General features: G+C 62.7%; 19 protein-coding genes. 5 read left to right on the top strand and 14 right to left on the bottom strand.

What is annotated here, in order from left to right; all coding sequences use genetic code 11:
* Nucleotides 1–13: 13 nt before the first annotated feature.
* The 6 genes from AC3EDY_RS06360 to AC3EDY_RS06385 all read right to left on the bottom strand — a co-directional run bounded on the left by AC3EDY_RS06360 (nt 14) and on the right by AC3EDY_RS06385 (nt 4,565).
* The gene (locus tag AC3EDY_RS06360) at nt 14–544 is read right to left on the bottom strand and encodes a hypothetical protein (RefSeq protein WP_488571640.1); all 531 of its coding nucleotides are present in this window, start codon (nt 542–544) and stop codon (nt 14–16) included.
* Between the two features lie 139 nt (nt 545–683).
* Nucleotides 684–2,105 (bottom strand): aldehyde dehydrogenase family protein, encoded by a 1,422-nt coding sequence (locus AC3EDY_RS06365; protein ID WP_488571641.1) that lies wholly within the window; start codon nt 2,103–2,105, stop codon nt 684–686.
* 15 nt (nt 2,106–2,120) lie between these two features.
* Entirely contained in the window at nt 2,121–2,921 is an 801-nt protein-coding gene (locus tag AC3EDY_RS06370; RefSeq protein WP_488571642.1) for an SDR family NAD(P)-dependent oxidoreductase, read from the bottom strand.
* A gap of 16 nt (nt 2,922–2,937) precedes the next feature.
* The gene (locus tag AC3EDY_RS06375) at nt 2,938–3,570 is read right to left on the bottom strand and encodes a malonic semialdehyde reductase (protein WP_488571643.1); all 633 of its coding nucleotides are present in this window, start codon (nt 3,568–3,570) and stop codon (nt 2,938–2,940) included.
* A gap of 4 nt (nt 3,571–3,574) precedes the next feature.
* Nucleotides 3,575–3,787, bottom strand: coding sequence for a hypothetical protein (locus tag AC3EDY_RS06380; RefSeq protein ID WP_488571644.1), 213 nt, complete (start codon nt 3,785–3,787; stop codon nt 3,575–3,577).
* Nucleotides 3,788–3,899: 112 nt separating this feature from the next.
* Nucleotides 3,900–4,565, bottom strand: a complete 666-nt coding sequence (locus AC3EDY_RS06385) for an aldolase/citrate lyase family protein (RefSeq protein ID WP_488571645.1) — start codon at nt 4,563–4,565, stop codon at nt 3,900–3,902.
* An 80-nt stretch (nt 4,566–4,645) separates the two neighbouring features.
* On the opposite strand from AC3EDY_RS06385, the gene AC3EDY_RS06390 reads away from it, so the two are divergent.
* Complete coding sequence (locus AC3EDY_RS06390; RefSeq protein WP_488571646.1) at nt 4,646–5,317, top strand: TetR/AcrR family transcriptional regulator; 672 nt, start codon at nt 4,646–4,648, stop codon at nt 5,315–5,317.
* 107 nt (nt 5,318–5,424) lie between these two features.
* On the opposite strand, the gene AC3EDY_RS06395 is transcribed toward AC3EDY_RS06390, so the two are convergent.
* The 4 genes from AC3EDY_RS06395 to AC3EDY_RS06410 form a co-directional block, all read right to left on the bottom strand.
* Nucleotides 5,425–6,720 (bottom strand): fumarylacetoacetate hydrolase family protein, encoded by a 1,296-nt coding sequence (locus AC3EDY_RS06395; protein ID WP_488571647.1) that lies wholly within the window; start codon nt 6,718–6,720, stop codon nt 5,425–5,427.
* 92 nt (nt 6,721–6,812) lie between these two features.
* Entirely contained in the window at nt 6,813–7,115 is a 303-nt protein-coding gene (locus tag AC3EDY_RS06400; RefSeq protein WP_488571648.1) for an SCP2 sterol-binding domain-containing protein, read from the bottom strand.
* 20 nt (nt 7,116–7,135) lie between these two features.
* Nucleotides 7,136–7,735: a VOC family protein gene (locus AC3EDY_RS06405; RefSeq protein WP_488571649.1), complete on the bottom strand. Its 600-nt coding sequence runs from the start codon at nt 7,733–7,735 to the stop codon at nt 7,136–7,138.
* A 41-nt stretch (nt 7,736–7,776) separates the two neighbouring features.
* On the bottom strand, nt 7,777–8,637 hold the full coding sequence (locus tag AC3EDY_RS06410) for a TauD/TfdA dioxygenase family protein (RefSeq protein ID WP_488571825.1): 861 nt from the start codon (nt 8,635–8,637) through the stop codon (nt 7,777–7,779).
* Between the two features lie 176 nt (nt 8,638–8,813).
* On the opposite strand from AC3EDY_RS06410, the gene AC3EDY_RS06415 reads away from it, so the two are divergent.
* Nucleotides 8,814–10,475 carry an FAD-dependent monooxygenase gene (locus tag AC3EDY_RS06415; RefSeq protein WP_488571650.1) on the top strand — a complete coding sequence of 554 codons (1,662 nt, stop codon included), beginning with the start codon at nt 8,814–8,816 and terminating at the stop codon, nt 10,473–10,475.
* Between the two features lie 83 nt (nt 10,476–10,558).
* Here the strand turns inward: AC3EDY_RS06415 and AC3EDY_RS06420 are convergent, their stop codons facing one another.
* Nucleotides 10,559–12,277, bottom strand: a complete 1,719-nt coding sequence (locus AC3EDY_RS06420; RefSeq protein ID WP_488571651.1) for an acyl-CoA dehydrogenase family protein — start codon at nt 12,275–12,277, stop codon at nt 10,559–10,561.
* A gap of 296 nt (nt 12,278–12,573) precedes the next feature.
* Here AC3EDY_RS06420 and AC3EDY_RS06425 point away from each other — a divergent pair, with 296 nt between their 5' ends.
* Complete coding sequence (locus AC3EDY_RS06425; protein ID WP_488571652.1) at nt 12,574–13,806, top strand: TetR/AcrR family transcriptional regulator; 1,233 nt, start codon at nt 12,574–12,576, stop codon at nt 13,804–13,806.
* A gap of 66 nt (nt 13,807–13,872) precedes the next feature.
* Here AC3EDY_RS06425 and AC3EDY_RS06430 read toward each other — a convergent pair whose 3' ends face one another.
* A complete protein-coding gene (locus AC3EDY_RS06430) occupies nt 13,873–16,167 on the bottom strand; it encodes an alpha-L-rhamnosidase-related protein (RefSeq protein WP_488571653.1) in 2,295 nt (764 codons plus the stop codon).
* A gap of 120 nt (nt 16,168–16,287) precedes the next feature.
* Between AC3EDY_RS06430 and AC3EDY_RS06435 the strand changes: the two genes are divergently transcribed.
* Nucleotides 16,288–16,464, top strand: coding sequence for a hypothetical protein (locus tag AC3EDY_RS06435; protein WP_488571654.1), 177 nt, complete (start codon nt 16,288–16,290; stop codon nt 16,462–16,464).
* 81 nt (nt 16,465–16,545) lie between these two features.
* Here AC3EDY_RS06435 and AC3EDY_RS06440 read toward each other — a convergent pair whose 3' ends face one another.
* Nucleotides 16,546–16,998 (bottom strand): RbsD/FucU family protein, encoded by a 453-nt coding sequence (locus AC3EDY_RS06440; RefSeq protein ID WP_488571655.1) that lies wholly within the window; start codon nt 16,996–16,998, stop codon nt 16,546–16,548.
* A 185-nt stretch (nt 16,999–17,183) separates the two neighbouring features.
* Here AC3EDY_RS06440 and AC3EDY_RS06445 point away from each other — a divergent pair, with 185 nt between their 5' ends.
* A complete protein-coding gene (locus AC3EDY_RS06445) occupies nt 17,184–19,538 on the top strand; it encodes a TonB-dependent receptor (RefSeq protein ID WP_488571656.1) in 2,355 nt (784 codons plus the stop codon).
* Between the two features lie 145 nt (nt 19,539–19,683).
* Here AC3EDY_RS06445 and AC3EDY_RS06450 read toward each other — a convergent pair whose 3' ends face one another.
* On the bottom strand, nt 19,684–20,925 hold the full coding sequence (locus AC3EDY_RS06450; RefSeq protein WP_488571657.1) for a cytochrome P450: 1,242 nt from the start codon (nt 20,923–20,925) through the stop codon (nt 19,684–19,686).
* Nucleotides 20,926–20,964 lie beyond the last annotated feature (39 nt).

Consider the following 20,964-nt stretch of genomic DNA (forward strand, 5'->3'; position numbering starts at 1 on the left):
GGGCGGGGCAGACTCAGGCCGGTTCTTCCAGCGGCACGAAATCGGGATAGAACGTCGGCGCGCGGGTCGACCAGCCTGGGGCCGTGGCGGCCGCTTCGCTGATCGATTGCAGCAGTTCCTTGCGTCGCAGGGGGCGGATCTGCGGCAAAGCGGCGGCACCGCAAAAGGCTGCCGGCAGCCAGGGCCGCGCTTCGGCGCCCAGAAGGCGTTCGTAGAGGAAGCGATAGGCCGAAAAGCCGTCGAGCCTGTCCTGCCCCAGGTCGAAGGCCGACAGGCGAAGCAGCGCCCCCATGAAGCGTTCGATGCCATCGGCCGCCGGCCCGTCGGGCAGGATCGCACGCAAGGCCTCCAGATCCTGATAGACCACGTACTGCGTGCGGATCGCCGCGGTTTCGACGGGGCCGCGCGCCCAGATCTGCAACGCATCGCGCCGTCGCAGGCCGATATCCAGACTGCGCCGGATATAGCGCTGCGTCGCCGCCGGAAAACCGGCGAACTCGCGCAGTTCGTTGAGCAACTGGGTAGCGGTCTGGCTGTGAGACATGGCGCGCTCCGATCCGTCGGCCGGTCCGTACAAAACTGGCCTGCCGACAGCGCTCAAGCTATGTTCGCGCGGGTTAGCGCGCCATTAATCGGGCCATGCGCATGGCTTGCGTCGGGGCGTTAACCGGCCGGGCGGCGGATCAGGCCAGCTTCGTCGTCAGGGTTTGCGGCTGGGTATAGGAAAGCAGGCCTTCCTGGCCGTTTTCGACACCGAAACCCGATTGGCGGTGACCGGCAAACGGCACCCAGGGGGCAAGATAGGCCCCTTCGTTGATCGTTACCGTGCCGGTTCGCAACTGGCGTGCCACGGCCATCGCGCGGTCCGTGTCGCGCGACCAGATCGAGCCGCCAAGGCCGAGCGGCCCGGCGTTAACGTGCGCAACGACATCGTCCAGCGCCTTGTACCGCACGATCGGCAACACGGGACCGAACGCTTCCTCCAGCACGACTTCGTTGTCCCACGGCGGATCCTTGACCAGCACCGGGGCTACGAACAGGCCACTCTGCAGATCGGGTGCCAGCGGCGCGGACACCAGCTCGAGACCCTTATCGCGGGCGCGGGCGATCAGGGCGCTGACCTTGTCGAACTGCGGCTTGTTCTGGACAGGCCCCATCTCCACGCCGTCTGCAAGGCCAGGGCCGACTTTCAGTGCGAAAAGCTGTTCGTGCATCCGCGCAAAGAACGCCTCGAACAGGGCGTCGGGCACATAGACGCGCTTGGTCGCCACGCAGACCTGGCCAGCGTTGGCAAAGGCGGACTGGAAAATCCGCGTCGCGGCAAGATAGATATCGGCGTCGTCCAGCACGATCGCGGCATCGTTTCCGCCCAATTCCAGATTCAACCGCATCAGCCTGGCCGCGGCGGTACGCATCACGGCCTGGCCGGTCTGGCTGGAGCCGGTCAGCGCAACCATGTCGACCTGGGGATGATCGACAATCATCGGGCCAAGGTCATCCCCGCCCGACAACACGGTGAGCACGCCCGCAGGCAGAATACCGCGCGACAGTTCCCCCACGCGCAGCGCCGTCAGCGGCGTGAAGGGCGAAGGCTTGAGCACCACGCAGTTGCCGGTGAGCAGCGCCGGCGCGATTTTCCAGATCGCCAGCAGCAACGGGAAATTCCACGGCACGATGGCGGTCACCACGCCAAAAGGCACGCGCCGGGTAACCGACCGACGGTCGGCCGTGTCTTCGTTGACGATCTCGGGAATGTTCTTGGCAGCGACGCTGCGCAGCCAGAACACCGAGGCCATGACTTCTTCCCGCGCGCGCTGCAGCGGTTTGCCCTGCTCCGCGGTCAGCAGACGCGCCAGATCGTCCGCATGGACGGCCAGTTCCTCGGCCAGCTTGATCAGCAGCCCCGCCCGGGCCTGCGCTTCGGCATCGCGCCATTGGCCGAATGCGTCCCGGGCCGCGGCCAGTGCCTTGTCGAGAAGCTGGCGGTCGCATTGCGGAACCTGGCCGATGACCTCCATGGTGGCGGGGTTCCACACCGGCAGTGTGGCCAGCGTGGAAACCGCCGCGCCATCGATGGTCATCGTGCCTGCATAGTCAGGAGCCATCGCCCCGGCCCTTCGTCAGACGACGCCCCGGGTGACCACGCCACCATCGATGACCATCGCATGGCCGGAAACATAGGCACCCGCTCTGGAACCCAGGAAGACGACCGCCCCGGCAATGTCTTCCGGTTCGCCGATGCGGCCGAGCGGAATGATGCGGTTCAGGCGCTCTTCCTCACCGCCTTCGTACAGGGTCTTGGCAAAATCGGTGCGGATGACGCCGGGCGCGATGGCGTTGACCGTGATGCCGTCGCGGCCAAGTTCCAGGGCCAGGTTGCGCACGAGCTGGAAATCGCCCGCTTTCGAAACGTTGTAGGCCCCGATCGTGTCTGAGCCAGCCATGCCGCCGATGGAGGATATGACGATAATGGCGCCGGACCGCTTTTCGCGCATCCCAGGCACCACCATGCCGATCAGCCAGTGGTTGGACAGAATGTTGTTCTTGAGGATTTTCAGGAATGCTTCGTCGGGAATGTCCAGCAAGGGCCCGCTATAGGGATTGCTGGCCGCATTGCATACCAGGACGTCGACGCCCCCCCACTTCTGCTCGACCGCGGCGACCATCGCCTGCAACGCGCCGCGATCAGAGATGCTGGCGGCGATCGCCACTGCCCGTTCCTCGCCATGGGCGGCGTTTATCGCCTCGGCCACGACATCGCAGGCCGCCTGGTTGCGGCTGGACACCACAACCCGGGCGCCCGCCGCCGCACAGGCTTCCGCTATGGCCCGGCCGATGCCGCGCGAAGAGCCGGTAACCAGCACGACTTTGCCCGACAGGTCGAAAAGCCCGTTCCCCAACACAGGATTTGGCCCCGTCATATAATCTGGCCCCGTCTCATAGAATCTGGCAGGCAACGTCGAATTCGAGCCGGGGATTGCGCGGCCATATCGTCGATTCATCGCCATAGCCGATGTTGATCACGTAATCGGATTGCCAGCCGCTTTCGGCAAAGAATTCCCGATCGACCGCCGCATTGTCGAAACCGGACATGGGCGAACAATCGAGACCAAGCGCCCGCGCCGCCAGCGTCAGATAGGCACCCTGCAGCGTGGCGTTCCGCACCAGCGTGTCTTGAACCGCGTTCGGGATCGCTTCGAAATTGGGGCGGATGAACTGATGCACCGTCGGCATCAGTTGCGGAAGATAATCGAGATAGGCCGGATCGCGCGCCACGATCACGCAAAGCGGCGCTTTCATGACCTTTTCCTGATTGGTTTCGAACATCATGGGACGGATGCGTTCGCGGGCCTCGCGCGATTTCAGAAACAGGAACCGCCCCGGGTTCATGTTCGCCGAAGTCGGCGCCCACCGCGCAACTTCGTAAAGCTGGCGGATCAGTTCATCGGGCACATCCTTGTCGAGGAAGCTGTTGAAAGTTCTGGCTTTCAGGAAAAGCTGATCCAGAACCACCTCGGGCACCGGTCCGCGATCGGGAACCGGGAGGACCTCGAACGGCATCGCGTCCATGCTGTCAGCTCCTCGAACCGCTGCGGAACTTCTTGAAGAGGAAGATAGCGAAGGTGAGAGCCAGCGATCCGATGGCGATCCACTTGCCAGCCGTCAAAGCGACATCGTCGGGGATGTTGAACAGCCACTTGACGAGCCCGCCAACCAGCACGCCGACCACCGAAAGCACCACAGCCGGAATCAGAATCGGCAAAACTCGAATAAGCCAACCAGGCATAGCATTCTCCCTCGCAGGCGGCTCCCCGCCTTTCGGCGCGCCGCGTGCAGCACAATTGCAAATGTCGCACTTAAATGCAATAACATTGCATCAACAATTCGATTGCATTTACCTAAGCCGAGGCTGCGACCACCACATGGACATCATTTCCGTCAACCAGGCTCGGACCAGCGCATCCTGCGTGACGGACGCGCTCGAGGGCTTCGGGAATGGCGGCCGCGCCCATGGCCACGGCATCGAACACCGCGATTTCATAGGGATGCGCCAGGTCGACGATCTGCTTTACAAAGGCTCTTACGGCGGGTGCATCGGGCCGGTAGCCATCGAGACCGATATCGGCGCACAGATCCTTGCCGCCAACGACAAGCCCGCCGATCGGCTGTCCGGCCAGGACGGCGGGAAGCCATTGCACCGTATCCTGCCGTTCGGCCATCAGCCAGATCGAACGCCCGGGGTGTGCCTGGGCCACACTGCGCACGATCTGCGGGTCGAGAGGCTTTGGCAGAAGCAGGCCGATGCCCGGTTCAAGCGGGGCAACGGCGGCAAGATCGAGCGCCATGTCCTCGGTATCCGCGCCATTGACGCGGACCAGGATGCGGGCCTGGGGCGCGACAAGGGCGGCGAAGGCCGCCACCGCCGCTTCCAGCTTGCCACGCGCCTTGGCCTTGCGCCCTTCGGCGACCGCCTCTTCCAGATCAATGACCAGAACGTCGGGCACCGCGCCTGCAAGGGCGTTGGTTGCATCCGGAGACGGATATACATAAAGAAGAGTTTTCACGATCAACGCTCCGATGCAGCTTCAGCTTTGCAGATCAAACGGCACAGAGGCCAGAATACCGAGGGACGATGGGACGGACAATGAAGAAACCGCTGGATAATTTCCCATCCGGCCCTCAGAACAACCCTGGCAATACTGCGCCTGTGGCAGAGAGCGCGGCCCCCGTGCCCCGGCGAAAACGCAAGAAGGACAAGACCCGGCGCATTATACAGAATTCCGCGATGGCTTTGTTTCTCGAAAAGGGCTTCGATAACGTCACTATTGCCGAGATCGCAGCGAAGGCAGACGTCGATCCCACCACGTTCTGGCGGCACTTCCGCTCCAAGGAAGCGACGTTGTTTGCCGAACAGACCGAATGGTCACGGGAATTTCACGCTGCGTTCGAGGCCGACCGTTCCGAAACCCTGCTTCATCGGACGATGATGGCGCTGTTCTCCGCGTCCCAGTCGGTCGATTCCGATTATGACAAGCAGCGCTCCATGCTGATTTCGCGTGATCGTTCCTCGGCTATCGAGGCGGCGATCCTCGGCTATGAAAACTACGTGCGCGGGGAGTTGACCAAAGCCATCGCCAAGGACCTTGGCACCGATCCGTTCACCGACCCTCGCCCTTATGGCGCCTCGGCAACGATCCTGGCAGCGGCAAGCTGGCTACGGCAGACGTTCTCGAATCCCGGCGCGGGAACGCTTTCTCCCAAGCACTTCATGTCGCTCGAAGAAGCGGTTCAGAGCATCGCCGAACTGCTCAGATAGCACGCCGGCTTTCGCCCCCGTGACCAACCAATGTGACGGATCGACATGACGGATGGGCACCGTCGAAGCGGTGGCGGAAGGAGAAGGCCCCCTTCCGCCACGCAACGTCAGACGACTTCCGTTGTCAGCGGCTCCAGGTTCCCCAGACGGACTTCGACCCGATCGCCGGCTTTCAGATAGGTCTCCTTGGCGTGACCCACACCAGCGGGCGTGCCGGTCAGGATGACATCTCCGACTTTAAGGTCGACATCCTGCGAGATCTTGGAAATCAGCTCGGGGATCGGAAAAAGCAGTTCGCTAAGGTTGCCCTTTTGGCGCTCTTCGCCGTTCACCAGCGTGCTCAGTTCGATATCGAGACGCGCGGGGTCCAGCCCCTGCACCACGATCAGTTCCGGCCCGATCGGCTTGGCACCGGCAAAGCCCTTGGCCTTGTCCATGCTCGGCGTTCCGCCGGTTTCGCGAGAGGCCATGAACGCGGCCATCTGCAGATCCCGTGCGGAAAAATCATTGCAGGCAGTGACGGCAAAGACGCTTTGCGCGGCTTCCGCCTTGCTCACCTTGGAACAGTCGCGCCCGATCACCACGGCGACTTCGCCTTCGTAATCGATCATGTCGGGTGCCTCGTCCGGACGGACCAGCTGGCTTCCCGGCGCGACGATGCAATCGGTCGAGGCCAGTTCGCCATAGACGATGTGATCGGGCGGCGTGATGCCGAATTCGTCGGCGTGCGACTTGTAGTTCAGGCCGATCAGGAACAGACGCCCCGGCTCGACAGGCGCCAGGACCTCGCCCGGTACCGGGCCTGCAAGAAGCTCGCCGGGCATCTGCTTGCCATCGCCGAATGCGGCGACAGCTTCGGCGAAGGTCGTCGCCGCCAGCCGGAAAACCATCGGCCCCGCCTTGGCGAACCAACCTTCCGTCGTGTGGACGATGCGCGGCTGCGTATCGACCTTTTCAAAAGTCGTCGCGGCCTGAACGCCGCCTTCCTCGATCCGGCGCGCCACGAACGGAACGATCTGGAGATGATCGATCAGCCAGGTATCGCCCGACGGGATCAGCGTGACGTGAAAATCCGCGGCGCTCAACGTATAGCGATCGTCGGTCAGGCGGTGAATGGTAACGATGGCCCGGCCCTTGATCTGCTGATCGCTGGCTTCGTAGACGACCGGCCAACCCACGCTGTGGCGGGTCTGGTAGGGAGCGGCCTCGCGCTGTTCCATCACCAGCTTCAGCGTTTCGATATCGCGGCCGCTGTCGGCCGGACCAAGCTTCATCGTAGGGGCGGCAAGCTCGATCGCACGCGTCGCCTTGCCGTCGTCGGCATGGCCGGTCATCGCGGCAATGGTGGTCGCCACGATTTCGTGGGGCGATCGCCCCCCGATAGTCGACGGAATGTTGCTCATAACGTTTCCCTGACAGAACAAAACCGCCCAAGTGAGGGCTCGGGCGGTTTCAGGTTTTCGAAGTCGGGCAGGACGATCCGGCCCGTGATGTATCAGAGAAGAAGATCGCGCAGCTTCATCACCACGGTGGGGTTGCCTTCCATCTTGGCGCGGCCCGTCATCATCAGGGTCTGGCCGTTGATGGTCTGATCGAGCAGGCCCTGGAGGTCGTCGGCGCTGATGGTCAGCGTCGCGTCGGCCTTTTCTTCGGTACGCTCGATAACGATCGGCTCTTCCTTGCCGTTGATACGCAGAGTGCCTTCGTCCTTGATGCGGAAAGCGATCGTCTTGCCAATGGCCTTCTTGCCGGCGACGCGTTCGATCATCAGAGCTTCGAGAGAATTGATGTCAGCCATTTCTATTTTACCTTTCAGACTCAATTGAAACCGTAAGAAGCAATTTCTTTCAGGGGCACGCCATTGTCATACATTTCGCAAAGTTCTTCGGGATCGTAAGGAACACCGATCGAGTTGTTGAGGAACTCTTCGGAATACATGAACTCGGTGGCCATATCCATCGGCATGGTATCGGTCTGCAGTTCGACGCTGTTGCCGTCGGGATCGAGGTAATACATCGACAGAACCGGGCCATGATTGACGCAGAAAGCCGGCTCGATGCCGTGCTTCTTGAGGCGGCGATAATTGCCGAGCAGCGCGCCGACGCCATTGAAAGTGAACGCCACGTGCTCGAGCCCGGGAGCCTTGCGGCGTTCGTTGATCTGCTCGAAAAAGTCGCCCAGGGCCTGCTGGCGCTCCACGTCCTGCGGCGGCATGCCGATGATCAGCACGCGGTGATGCTCTTCGTCATAGGTAAGGCCGCAGGCATTGCCTTCGCCGCCGTTGACGATCTCGCGCCCGTTCAGAACGGTCAGATACCATTCGCGCATCGCCGGAACGTTGATCGAGCGCAGCACGATGTGCGCAAGCTTGATCGGGGATTCGACCGGCATCTGGTCGAGAGGGGTGCGTGGATACATAGGATTCGCCTCTTGCTGATAGGGGGCGGCCGATGGCGCGCTCAGAAGGGTTTGTCGCCGGCCACCGTGACGCGGTACATCTCGCGCTCCGCCGGAAAATAATCCGATACGGCGTAATGCTGGGTCGACCGGTTGTCCCAGAACGCGATGGAATTGGGGCGCCAGCGGAAGCGGCACTGGACCTCGGGCACGTCGGCGCGACGGTACAGCAGATTGAGCAGTTCCGCGCCGAGATGGCGGTCGATGCCGCGCAGATAGCTGGTGTGGGCACGGTTGACGAAGATCGACTTGCGCCCGGTTTCCGGATGCGTGCGGATGACGGGGTGTGCCTGCGGGGGGAAGCGCTTGATCTGCTCGGCCATCTTGTCGATGCCCTGGGTGAACGACAGACCCTGCGAGACCGAATGGACCGCCGTCAGCCCTTCGCAGAAGCGCTTCAATGCCGCTGGCAGCGCATCGTAGGCCGATTCCATGCAGGCCCACATGGTGTCGCCGCCGACTTCGGGCACATTGACCGCGCGGAGCATGGACGCTTTCGACGGACATTCCCGCCAGGTCACGTCGGAATGCCAGATATTTTCGTAGCCCTTGCTGTCCTTGCCGCGCTTGATGTGCAGCGCTTCAGGGTGAGTCGAATGCTGCGGCAGGAAGTCCAGGACTTCAAGCTCGCCCCAATGGCGGCAGATCTCGATCTGCCGCTCGACGGTAATGTCCTGGTCCCGGAAGAAAATGACCTTACGCTGCAGCAGAAGCTCCTTCAGGAAGCCCACCACCTCGTCAGAAAGTTCGCGGCTAAGATCGATGCCGTGCACCTCGGTACCCAGAGCAGGTGCCAGATGATAGAGCGTCAGACCGCTCGGCACAGTCGGGATGTTCGGCACGTTCGGCGCTTCCAGCTGCATCTCCACTTCGTCTCTCCGTCAAAGGCGCCCTGCGACACGGGGCACTGTCATCTTGGTCATATTGTCGCCGGCCACTAAATGCATCATTATTGCATTTACAATGTTAATGCAATAGCTATTACGCAGCTTGGGAAGTGACTCTGGTGCGCTGAAGGCGCTCTGCCTAGGAGAAGAAGATGACGCCTGACTTGCCTGTTTTGATTGTGGGGGCGGGTCCTGCTGGACTGACCTCTGCCCTGCTTCTGGAAAAGCTGGGCGTGGATTCGCTCATTGTCGAGCGCCGGAACGAACGGAGCGATCATCCTCGAGCACACTATATAAATACCCGTACCATGGAGCTTTTCAAGCAATGGGGCGTGCAGGACGACGTCGTGGCCGGCGCGTTCCCGCAGGAGTACATGTTCTTTCCGATCCTGGAAATGATGGGCGGCCCTTCGATGGAACGCCGGCTGGAGATCTCTCCCGCCATCACCGTTTCCGCAGCGCAGGATATCGTTGAAGACGCTATCGAAAAGCGCCTGACGAGCACCGGCTGGAACGGCATCCGGTGGAACACCGCGGTTGTCGATATCGTCGATCATGGCGATCACGTGGAAGTTGTCACGGAAAACAAGGACGGCGTCAGAGAGACGCTGACGGCGCGTTTCTGCATTGCCGCGGATGGTGCCAACAGCGCGATCCGGCGCTCGCTCGGGGTACCGATGATCGGCGATCCCAACGTCGATTCGATTCTCAACATCTATTTCTTCGGCAAGATCACGCCCGATTCGGACATCCCGAGCGTGGGTTCCGCATCGGTCGATCCCGAAGTGCCCGGTGCTTTCATCTGCATGGACGGCAAGGAGCGCTACTGCTTCCACTACTGCTTCGCAGAGGGCGAGACGGCGGACGATTTCCCGCTGGACCGCTGCGCCGAGATGATTCGCCGTGCCGCCGGCGTGGGGCCTGACGCGGTGATCGACGTGCGCGCCAAATCGCCGTGGACCATGACGGCACATGTCGCTGCGCAAATGCGTGTCGGCAATATCTTCCTCGTCGGCGACGCGGCGCACGCGTTCCCGCCCAGCGGCGGCTTCGGGCTGAATTCCGGCGTGGCCGATGCGCACAACCTGGCGTGGAAGCTCAACGCGCATCTGCGTGGACACGCCGGCCCCAAGCTGCTGGACAGTTATGAAGCCGAACGGCAGCCGGTCGCCTTCCTCAACACCGCACAAAGCTTCCGCAACGCCAAGAGCATGAACCTGCGCCGCGAAGTGAAGCCGTTCAACGCGTCGCAGCAGACGCTTGACGAGATCGAACGTCGGTCGCTTCCCACCGGCGTGCGCTCGATCGCCGAGGATCTGGAAGACGAGAACGAGCGCGACATGATGGAAGTGCTCGAGCACGGCGCCGCGCTGGGCCAGGAAATGGGCTATGCCTATACCAGCGACGTGATCGTGCCCGATGGGCTGGAGCGTCCGACCACATCGATCTCGAACTATGTTCCCACGGCCTCGCCCGGTTGCCGGGCTCCCCACTTCTGGGCCGCCAACGGAACCAAGCGCCCGATCATGTGGGAATTCGAGGATCACTTCGTCCTGCTGACCGCCAGTGGCGGTGAAGCATGGCGGGCCGCCGCGGCGGACCTTGCGGCTCGTTATCCGGTCAAATCGATCGGCGTCGGCGAGGGTCTGGATGTCATCGCGGTGGACGTCTCGTTCGAGGAACTGTACGGCATCGGCAGCGACGGGGCGGTCCTCGTCCGTCCCGATGGCCACGTAGCGTTTCGCGCACCGGCCGGATCGGCCGATGCGGTCGCCACGCTGGAAAGCGCGCTGAAGAAGGCGCTGGGCTGGTAAAAACGTCTGGCGCATCCGGGCTTGCCGGATGCGCCATGTCGTGGTGGAGCCTGACGGTCATGCCGGGCTCCCTGCGACTGCATTCAGAATACCGTGTGCGCCGCGTCGAGCACGCATTCGTCTTCCGTGATGCAGGCAAGCCAGGCTTTTATCCGCGGAACCTCGTAGGCATAGAAATACTTGCAGGCCACGCGCTTGCCTTCGGCGAGATCATCGGATCCGCCCCCGGTTTCGCGCGCCGTCGCGGCGACGGCCAGATCGAGCCAGATCCAGGCCATGACCAGATGGCCAAAGGCGAACAGGAACGACGTCGCATTGGCCAGCGCCTTGCTGCGGTCCATGCCCTTGATCGCGCCGATCGCGGCTTCGACCTCGCCGACCACGCCAGCCAGGCGGGCCGCCAGGGGCTGGAGGCCGGCATCGCCCTGCGCCCGTTCGATCGTCGCCGCAATACGCGCGCGCAGCAGGGCCCACCCCTTGTCCGACCGCAGGATCTTGCGCCCCAGCAGATCGAGGCCCTGGATGCCGGTCGTCCCTTCGTGGATCGGATTGAGGCGGTTGTCGCGATAGAGCTGTTCGACGTCGAAATCGCGCGTATAGCCGTAACCGCCATGGATCTGGATGGCGATGTCGTTCGCTTTCAGGCCGAATTCGGATGGCCAGGTCTTGATCACGGGAATCAGCAGCGCGAGCAGTTCGGCCGCCTCGGGGTCTTCCTCTTCCCGATCGACCAGCGCCGCCCCATAGAAGCACAGCGCCATCGACCCTTCCGCATAGCACTTCTGCGCCAGCAGCATTGCCCTGACATCGGCATGCTCGATGATCGGTACCGGTGCGCCGCCGGCGTCATGACGGCCCTGGACACGCGTCTTGGCATAATCGAGCGCAAGGTAATAGCTGCGCGCGGCAATGGCGGCGGCGCAAAGGCCGACGGAAATCCTCGCCTCGTTCATCATCATGAACATCTGGCGCAGCCCGTCGCCTTCCTTTCCGACCCGCCAACCGATCGCGCCCTCGCGCTCGCCGAAATTGAGCAGGCAGTTAGCGGTACCGCGGTTGCCCATCTTGTGGTTCAGACCCGCCACCACGACATCGTTGGGCCGGCCGTCGAGCAGAAACGTGGGGACGATGAACAGTGACAGGCCGGACGTGCCCTGGGGCAATTTGCCCTCGGCATCGGGCACTTTGGCCAGCACGAGGTGAATGATGTTTCCGGCAATGCCGTGAGAGCCGCCCGAAATCCACATCTTGTTTCCGTAAAGCCGGTACCGGTCGCCCAGATCGTCGGTGCCGTCGGCCACGGCTTTCGTCGCCACGTCGGCCAGGCTCGATCCGGCCTGCGGTTCGGACAGGCACATCGTGCCGAACCAGCGGCCTTCGATCTGCGGTTGCGCGAAAGCGTTGATCTGCGCCTCGGTACCGAATGCCGCGATCAGGCGGGCATTGGCGATGGTGAGCATCGTATAGGCGGTGGCCGAGAAATTGGCGGCCGCAAACCAGGCGAGGCCGGCCGTGGATACCAGGAACGGCAGTTCGGCGCCGCCCAGGGTCTGGGGAAAGCTGGCCGAAAACAGGCCCAGCTCGGCGTATTGGTGAAGCGCCTCGGCCAGTTGCGGAAGCACCTCGACCTTGCCATCGACAAGCTTGGGTTCGCGCTCGTCGGCCGCCTTGTAACAAGGCAGGAACACGTCGTGCGCCAGGTTTTCAGACAGCTCCAGAAATCCGTCGAAGGTTTCCCGGCTGTGGGAGGAGAACCGGGGCTGATCGAGCAAGCCGTCGGCTTTCAGCCAGTCATCGAGCAAAAAAGCAATATCCTCTCGCCGTAGTATCGTTGGGGTCATTTCAAGCTCCGGCAGCTAAATCGCATGCAGCCCATCCCCCTGTTCAAAGTACGCTCGGCGATGAATGGAAGGAATGGTACAATTTACCAAATACAGTCTTTGGCAGTGTGTCAAGACACTGCGGACCCGCGCCGGCCATGACGCACTGCAAACAATGCGGCAGAACCGCCCTTGACGCCGCGCACCGGGTATCGGTAGCGCGGTAGCCCGACGGTGAAACGGCGCTGCACGCCGAAATCCGGAAAGGGAGCGGGGCATTGAAGGCGGCAAACGACAAGAAGAGCGTGTCGGAAAGTGCCACCAAGGCCCGGATCATTGCGGCAGCGCGAAAGGCACTTGCCGCATACGGCATCGCCCGCTTCACCCATCGCGCCGTCGCCACACAGGGCAACATTCCCCTTGCCTCGCTCACATATCACTTCAGCAGCAAGGAAGACCTGGTCGATCAGGTTTCGGCATCCATCCTGCAAGATTACATCGCCGATTTCGACGCGCTGCGAACGCGGCTGCGCGAGGAAACGCACGATCAGATGCGCTTCGCCTTGCTGACCAGCTCCATCGTGGGTGCGGCCACGTCGGAGCATCGCGAAGGCACGATTGCCTGGCTCGAACTCATGCTGCACGGCGGCCGCAACCAGCGGGCGGCCGCGCGCGCGCGCAAATGGTTTGCCGAACTGATGGGCATATGGACCGAGATCGCCCAGGTCTGCGGTTTCGACCATCCCGCGCAAACCGCGCAAACCGCCGTGGACGAAGCAAACGGCATGATGCTGATGGTTATCGGGCTGCGCCTCGGCAAGCAGGAAGTGCTGAGCGTTCTACGCAACGGCGGCGACCCGCTGGAGATCTGGGGCAGGCATTGGCACAGGCGGCCGGAGCACCCGCCGGCCGGGGAGAGTGCAGCGCGCACGAGCAAGGCCGAGCAGACCCGGCGCGTGATCATAGATGCGGCCATGAACTGTTTCGTGGAAGAAGGCCCGCAGAATGTCGGGTATCGTACCGTGGCCACCCGCAGCGGCCTGAGCAAAAGCGCGCCCTATTATCATTTTCCCAAAATCGCCGATCTGCTGCGGCACGTGCAGTCGGCGTTGTTCAGCGATTCGAAGGAACGGTTCCGGTCCATGCTAAGTGGCGCCACGATCCGCGACACCGTCGGCCTTGCCAACCTTACCGCCATGATCCTGCGCCGCGAAGTGACGCAGTTTGCGCTCCACAACCTGGCAAACTTTTCGTTCTGGCTGGAAGCGGCGCGCCGTGACGAGCTGGTTCCCACTGTCTGGGATGCCGTGCGGGATCAGCACGAAGCCTGGTTGCGGCGGCTGGAGCAGGCGGGACTTCGTCCGCGCGGCCGCGACGCCCTGCAGATGCAGGCACAGTTCGCCGGCATCTGCTTCAGACTGGTGGCAAGCGGGTCCTCGGCCCGCGATATCGCCCAAGCCAGGCGCCAGCTCCGCGCCACGCTGCAGCGGATGCAGAACGCGGTACCCTGAACGACGATGCGGCCCGACCCTTCCGGGGTCGGACCGCATCTGCGTGTCATGCCTGCAACGCAGCGATCAGCCGTTCACAGCGTGCTCGCCCGCCGGATAGTCCTTGCCGTTGAACGCAAAGGGTACCGGGCTGTTCACTTTGTACGCGCCGTTTTCGAAGCGTACGGCGATTTCCCCGTGCGGGGTCGGCGCAACGGCTTCAAACCACGAAAGATGCCCGGGCACCGGTGCGATCGCCGCTTTGGCAAAGCCCGGCTCGGCCGGCGTAATGCCGGCGATGTACGTGATCAGGTCGCGCACGGGTGTGGACGACCAGCCCTGCGCCAGACTTCCGCTCCAGAAGGTCTCGCCGAACGAGGTGGGGCAGCGGTCGAGAAGGTGCGACCAGTCCTTCAACGAGTCGAAAATGAGTTCGGCCTTGCCTACCGCCGCCAGTGCATCGTGGACGACGTAACGGAAGAACGGCTGTGCCATCACGATCTTGCTGTCGGCATCCCACCACGCCGGCGGCAGTTCGGGCAGCATCATTTCGGCGCCGGGGAGAACCTGCGCACCGTCCATGCCCGGATCGCCATCGGGAACCGACAGAGTGGCATGCACGTGGAGCGACTTGTCCGACATCAGCTCGACCAGCCTGTCCCAGCGGTCTTCCGGGGCAAAGCCGGCGGCCACGGCAATCGCCTGGCTGTGGATCGAAGCGGTCGGCCCGAAAGCGTCGTTCACGATCGTATCGGCATAGCGGGCGCGGTCCGCGTCCCAGAACCGTTCGAACGCCTGGCGCAGGCTTTCATGGCGCTTTTCCGCGCGTTCCGCCCGGCCATAGTCACCGACGAACCGCGCCATTTCGGCCAGATCGCGGCATGCGCGGCCCAGCAGGCCGGTGAGCACGGCAGACGCGCCGTTGGTCGCCACCCAGGCCCAGTCGACCAGGGTCCAGCCATAGACATCCGTCGGCAGCAGGGTCTTGGGATTGATGAACTGGTCGAACCAGCGGATGATACGCTCGACTTCGGGCAGCAGATCCGCAACCTCGTCGACGTTTCCGGTATAGCGGTGGATGTTCCACACCGAGTGGACCCAGTGGAGCGACCAGTCGGTGATCACGCCGTACTGGCCATATTCGCCGTCACCGGCCACGGCGCCGGGCACCATACCGTCCGGCGTGGTCGACAGGCCGCCCAGCTTGGGGTTCCAGCGTGCCAGCCCCCAGTCGCCGTTCGACGCGAAATCCACCATCTGGTGAACGACGGCATCGCCCGTCCAGGCGCGGCCTTCGCGGGTGGGGTTGTCGATATAGGCATCGATCGAACACAGGGTCACGGTGCGACGGCCGGCGGCGTAGAGCTGATCCAGAAACGCATCGCTGGACTTGAACGTGCCGTTGCCGGCCAGCGGATAGGTCCGTTCGCGCAGGGTAACGCCGTGGATAGTGACGGTATCGGGCTTTTCGAAACGGACGGCCTGAAGGCCGAACAGGTCGAGCGTTTCCACCTGGCGACGGCCCGAGGGCGCGACCAGTTCCAGGCCGATCTCCTCATGGAACGGCCGCAGCGATCCGTCCTTCTCGATAACTTCGGCGGTTTCGACCACGATTTCCTCGCCGCCTTCGCCCGAAATGTCGAACACCAGCGTGCCGGAACCGACGCTGGGCAGGCGCCATTGATCATCGCCGTGGGGCGCCAGCGCCCGCTCGGTGACGACCAGCGGCGACAGCATCGAAGGCAGCGTGGGACCGAACGGATAGGACGGCGGCCGAACGCTCTCACGGTCGCCCATGCCGACGCCGATTTTGACGCGGGGCGCGCGCCATACGTCGGGATTGCTTTCGAGCGCATGCAGATCTGCGGGAATCGCACCGAGATCCACCAGTTCCTTGCCGCGCTGGGAAACGATGCCGGTCGGCTCGCTGAGGCTCCAGCCCTCGATCGTCGTCGTCAGCCAGGATTCGTCGGTGGCGAGAATGCCCGCCTTGCCCAGGTTCGCTTCGAAGACGAGCACGCCGCCGCCGAGGTCGGACACGATCACCGGCGCCGGCATCCAGTTGCGGCATTCCTTGGCGTTGATCGCCGCCAGAACGGTAACGACGTTGGAACCGGGCTTCAGCCAGGGGGCAAGGTCGAGGGCGTCGTAACGCCGCGAACGCGGATTGGCGCGGCCGGGGCCACGGCTCACTTCGACACCGTTCACGTAAAGCACGTAGAGCGCATCGGCAAAGATGCGCGCCGGAACCTGGCCCGGCACGTCGTCGAGCTCGAAAGCCTTCTTGGCCGCGATGACCTGGCGGAGCTTGCCACGCAGCGGACCGCGATCCCAGATCCATTTGCCGGTCCACCGGTTGGACGTGCTGTCAGATATATTCATGCCACAACTCCTCTACCTTGCTCGGCATCCGATCCACATGGATTCCCAAGGGGCTCATGCCTTTTATGCATTTCTACTGCTTTTGCAATATTCCTGCATTTGATTGCAAGTTCGCGGCCGATGAGGGAGCTGCGGCCCTGGTGGAAATCCGCCGTCATTGGCTCGGATATTGGAAAACAAGCCAATTTTCCGATCGAGGCGGGCATCAGACCGGCACCTCCGCCAGGCGCCGACAGCTATCCCGAGAACGTACAGGCACGTGCCGTGCCGCACCTGACAGGCCATGCCGTGACCTGATTCGCCGCTGACGTCGGCTCGGCGGCGCCAGTGCGGATTCGCCGCCCCACGGGGCAAAGCGATTCAATACGCCGGCGCGGGTTATTCGTCCGGACCGATCACCCCCTTGGTGAGCAGGAAGCAACCGTAAAAGCGGCGCTCGAGTGTCGAAAACACGGCATAGGCCTTTTTCGCCTGTTCATAGAACGCGAGCCGCTCTTCGCTGCCGTAATCGGGGCAGTCGGGCTGTGCCCGCCGCACGGCTTCGAGCACTTCCTGCTGCACGGGCGGAATTTCCGCCGGGCTCCCGACGATCTCCATGCGGACAAGCGGATTGGGAACGAATGTGTCGAGCGGCATGAGATCGGCGATGGCATAGGCGAGGCGCGCGCACGATGGCGCATTGGTGCGGATCGGTTCGCCCACCACCGTGTGCGCGGCGACCGAGTCCGCCGGAAAATTCGAATCGCACAGGACCAGGGTATCGCCATGACCCATCGCCCGCAGCGCGGCCAGTGCTTCGGGCGTCAGGATGTTGTCGATCTTCTTGAGCATGCCTTTTTTCCTCGTGGCGGTTGTTGCGACAAAGCCGCTTTCTCGCGCAATGATGTTGCATACCCAGTTCTAGTGCTTGCGCAAAGGGATTGGATTTGGCATTTTGTACCACTCCGGCCGTAAGCGTCGGTGCCCTTGGGGAGGAAAAAATGCCTGTGAGACTATCCCGGTCCAGTTTGATTGCCGTGTCCGTGTCAAGCCTGGCGCTGACCGTTCCGGCAATGGCGCAGGAGGCCGCGCCCGCCACCAGCCCGGCGCAGACCGACACGACCGCGCATTCGGCGGCCGCGCCAGCGACAAACGATGATTTTGCCATCATCGTCACGGCCCTGCGCCGCGAGACCCAGCTTCTGAAAACCCCTGCCGCCGTTACCGTTCTCAACAACGAGCAACTGGCCGCGCGCGGCATCACCAACCCGACGCAGCTTTCCCAGGAAGTTCCGAACCTTTTCATCAACCGCACGAACGCAGGCCTGATCCAGGCCACGATCCGCGGGGTGAGCAGCCAGGATATCACCGAGAAAGGGGATGCTTCGGTCGGCTTTCTTTTCGATGGCGTACCGATCGCGCGCGCGCAGTTTCTCGATAGCGGCCTGTTCGACCTGGAGCGGACCGAAGTTCTGCGTGGCCCGCAAGGCACGCTGTTCGGCCGCAACACGACCGCCGGCGTCATCAATTTCGTGACGAAGCAGCCGACAGACAAATCCGAAGCAGGCGTCCGCGCAACGGTCGGAAACTACAGCACCGTCAATGTCGAGGGCTTCGTCAACGTTCCCGTCAACGAGAAGCTCGCCTTTCGCGTGGCCGCGCTTTACGACGCACGCGATTCCTTCCTTCGCGAAGGTCCGTTGTCGTCCAGCCAGCAGCTTGTTCAGCAGGTTTTCGGCCAGCCGTCGTTCACGCCGCGCAACCTGCCCAAGTACAACGACAACGTTTCGGTCCGCGGCACGGCACGCTACCAGGCCACGGACAATCTCAAGATCGTCCTGAGCGCCGACTATTCGAAGTTCGGCGGCGGCCGGTACGATTTCGTCAGCCAGCGGAATTTCTACAATTTCCCGGCTTCTCAGACCCCCAGTTTCAATCCTCTCGTGGGATCGCTGGACTCCACCAAGCCCACTTACGTCAACCGGGGGGCCGATGCCCAGCTGACGATGCCTTTCGCGCTGCCTTTCGATTTGCGGCGCGACGACAACGCTTGGGGTATCCGTGCGGAAACGACGTGGACGCTGGGTGATTTCACCGTCACGCATCTCGGCAGCTACCGGCGGTACTACGCCGGCGGTCAGCAGGCCTTCAACCTGTTCGACATCCCGCTGAGCAGCCGCGCAAACAATACGTTCCAGCAGAATTCTCAGGAAGTGCGGGTTGCCTACGAAGGTTCGGACAAGCTCAAGATCCAGGCTGGTCTCTTCTATTTCAACGAGCGCAACCGCACCGATGGCCCGACCAACTTTGGCGTGCTCTCATCGATACTCGGGCAGACTCTGGGCATAACGCTTCAGCCCGGGGAGACGCTGGACTGGACGCTAAGGCGCAATGCCAAGGCCGATTCCTGGGCGGCATTCTCGCAGGGAACCTATTCCCTGATCGATGCGCTGCGGCTGACCCTGGGGATTCGCTACACGCAGGATATCAAGTCGCGAGAAGGTCTCGATATCTATAGCTGGGGCGATAACAGCGTACCATTTCTCAACAAGGCGAGAGTCAAGTTCGACCGCGTGACGTGGCGCGCAGGGCTTGATTATGACGTCAACGCCCAGACGCTGGCGTTCTTCAACGTTTCCACCGGTTACAAGGCCGGCGGTTACAATGATGGCTGCACCGCCGGATCGGTCGGCAGCAACGGGCTGACATGCCAGCGGCCCGCCAACCCGGCCACGTTCTATTATCGCCCGGAAACCATCACCTCGTACGAAGGCGGCCTCAAGGGGCAATTTCCTTCGCTCGGCCTGGGCTATCAGCTGACGGTTTTCCATTACGACTATTCCAACCTGCAGCTGCTGCGCACCCCCAGCAATGCCTTGGCGACCGCACAGTTCGAAAATGCGGCAACGGCCAAGAACACCGGTGTCGAGCTGGAAAGCCTGTGGCGGATCGACCCGCGCACCACGTTCACGACCGGCTTGACGTATCTCAATACCAAGCTGGGCGATTATCAGCCGGTGCCGACCGGCCGCAACTTCCGGGGATTGTCGCTCGAGCGTGCGCCGGAATTCACCGCCAACGTCCGACTGCGGCACACCCGGCCGCTGTTTGGCGGGGATATCTCGTTCGCGGCGGGAACCCGTTTCTCCGACCGCTATAACGTCTATGACTACTCCACGGGCGTCATCTTCCGGCAGCCGTCGTTCTTCAAGTCGGATGCCTTGGTGGACTATACGTGGTCTGACAATCGCTTTTCGGTCGGCGCGTTCATCAACAACATCGAAAACAATGTCGAAGTGAACGGTATCCAGTCCGGCACCTCGGGTTCGGTCGGCTCGGCAACGCCAGGCCAGCCCCGCACCTGGGGCTTCCGCGGCTCGGCCAAGTTCTGAGGAAAACCGCCGCCGGGTTTTGCTGCGTCACGAAACGCGATGCGACAGAACCCGGCAAGCCCTGATACTGAAAACAAGCGGGCGTGGCGGGGTTATCCCCCGCCACGCCCGCTTTTTATCAAGGCACCGTCCGGCGAAGACAGTATCAGGCCATGCTGAAGCGCACCGGCATGCTCGCCAGGCTGTTGGCGAACGTCGAAGGTTCGACCACTGGGTCGCCAGCCAGTTGCAGGTCGGATAGTTCGCAGGCAATCGCGCGAAACATCGATTGCAGCTCGAGCCTGGCGAAATTCTGCCCCATGCAGCGGTGCTCCCCGCTGCCGAAGCTGAGATGGGCGTTGGGCTTGCGCGTCAGTTGCAGCCTTTCCGGTTCCTCGAAAACCAGCGGATCGCGATTGGCCGACGTCAGCCAGCACACCACCCAGTCCCCTTCCTTGATGGTCTTGCCTTCAACCTCCACGTCACGCGTGGCGATGCGGAACTTCTGTCGCGAAGGCGAGACCCAGCGCAGCAGTTCCTCCACTGCCGAAGGGGCGATCTGCGGTTCGGCGCGCAGCAGCGCAAGCTGGTCAGGCCATTCGATCAGTGCTTTCGTCCCCAGGGCGATCACGCTGCGCGTGGTTTCAAGGCCGCCCACGAAAAGCGCGAACGTCCACCAGCCCAGATGCAGGTCGGTCAGTTGCTCGCCCTCGGGCAGTTCGGTATTGGCGATCAGGCCAGCAAGGTCGTCCGCCGGCTTGCCCCGCCGCGAGACCGTATGCTGCGCGGCATAGCGAAACAGCTCTGTCTGGTAATGACGCCGGGTTTTCACCGGATCACCGTCGATCTGGTACTCGGGGTCTTCCGCACTCATCACGCCCCGCGTCAGGCGGGCGACATGCGCATGATCGCTTTGCGGCACCCCCAGAAGGCTGCATACGAACCGGGCGGGCAGTTCCTGGGCCACTTCCCCGACAAGATCGGCATGGCCACGGGCCTTGATCGAGGCCATGATCGCGGAAACGACTTCGTCAATCGCTTCACGATACCGCGCCGCCGCGCTCGGGCTGAAATAGCCGCTCATCGGCTTTCTGACGCGCATGTGTTCGGGCGGGTCCACATGGGTGGGAATGAACCCGACGCCCATCATCCGCTCCTGCTCGGGCGTGGGGTCTTCGGCACTGAGCGGCATAAAGCCGCCCCGGCGAGAGCTGAACGCATCGGCATTGTCGAGCACGGCGCGACAGCCCGCATAGGTCGTGACCGACCAGAACGGCCGTGCCGAATTGCCCTGTGTCCAATGCACGGGATCATTGGCACGCAACAGCGCCAACGCATCGAGGAATTGCTCCGACGAGCAAAACTCGGGCGAGGTGAGCCCGGCGTCTATCCACCTATAATCCGTCATGCTCATCGACTCCCGATCCGCCGAAACCTGCCGGGAACG

Source organism: Novosphingobium sp. DS6-6 (genome assembly GCF_057784975.1).

Bases quoted from the DNA above. Each gene is read 5' to 3' on its own strand.
- AC3EDY_RS06360 (WP_488571640.1), bottom strand. From the start codon at position 544: ATGTCTCACAGCCAGACCGCTACCCAGTTGCTCAACGAACTGCGCGAG.
- AC3EDY_RS06365 (WP_488571641.1), bottom strand. From the start codon at position 2,105: ATGGCTCCTGACTATGCAGGCACGATGACCATCGATGGCGCGGCGGTT.
- AC3EDY_RS06370 (WP_488571642.1), bottom strand. From the start codon at position 2,921: ATGACGGGGCCAAATCCTGTGTTGGGGAACGGGCTTTTCGACCTGTCG.
- AC3EDY_RS06375 (WP_488571643.1), bottom strand. From the start codon at position 3,570: ATGGACGCGATGCCGTTCGAGGTCCTCCCGGTTCCCGATCGCGGACCG.
- AC3EDY_RS06380 (WP_488571644.1), bottom strand. From the start codon at position 3,787: ATGCCTGGTTGGCTTATTCGAGTTTTGCCGATTCTGATTCCGGCTGTG.
- AC3EDY_RS06390 (WP_488571646.1), top strand. From the start codon at position 4,646: ATGAAGAAACCGCTGGATAATTTCCCATCCGGCCCTCAGAACAACCCT.
- AC3EDY_RS06395 (WP_488571647.1), bottom strand. From the start codon at position 6,720: ATGAGCAACATTCCGTCGACTATCGGGGGGCGATCGCCCCACGAAATC.
- AC3EDY_RS06400 (WP_488571648.1), bottom strand. From the start codon at position 7,115: ATGGCTGACATCAATTCTCTCGAAGCTCTGATGATCGAACGCGTCGCC.
- AC3EDY_RS06405 (WP_488571649.1), bottom strand. From the start codon at position 7,735: ATGTATCCACGCACCCCTCTCGACCAGATGCCGGTCGAATCCCCGATC.
- AC3EDY_RS06410 (WP_488571825.1), bottom strand. From the start codon at position 8,637: ATGCAGCTGGAAGCGCCGAACGTGCCGAACATCCCGACTGTGCCGAGC.
- AC3EDY_RS06415 (WP_488571650.1), top strand. From the start codon at position 8,814: ATGACGCCTGACTTGCCTGTTTTGATTGTGGGGGCGGGTCCTGCTGGA.
- AC3EDY_RS06430 (WP_488571653.1), bottom strand. From the start codon at position 16,167: ATGAATATATCTGACAGCACGTCCAACCGGTGGACCGGCAAATGGATC.
- AC3EDY_RS06435 (WP_488571654.1), top strand. From the start codon at position 16,288: ATGAGGGAGCTGCGGCCCTGGTGGAAATCCGCCGTCATTGGCTCGGAT.
- AC3EDY_RS06440 (WP_488571655.1), bottom strand. From the start codon at position 16,998: ATGCTCAAGAAGATCGACAACATCCTGACGCCCGAAGCACTGGCCGCG.
- AC3EDY_RS06450 (WP_488571657.1), bottom strand. From the start codon at position 20,925: ATGACGGATTATAGGTGGATAGACGCCGGGCTCACCTCGCCCGAGTTT.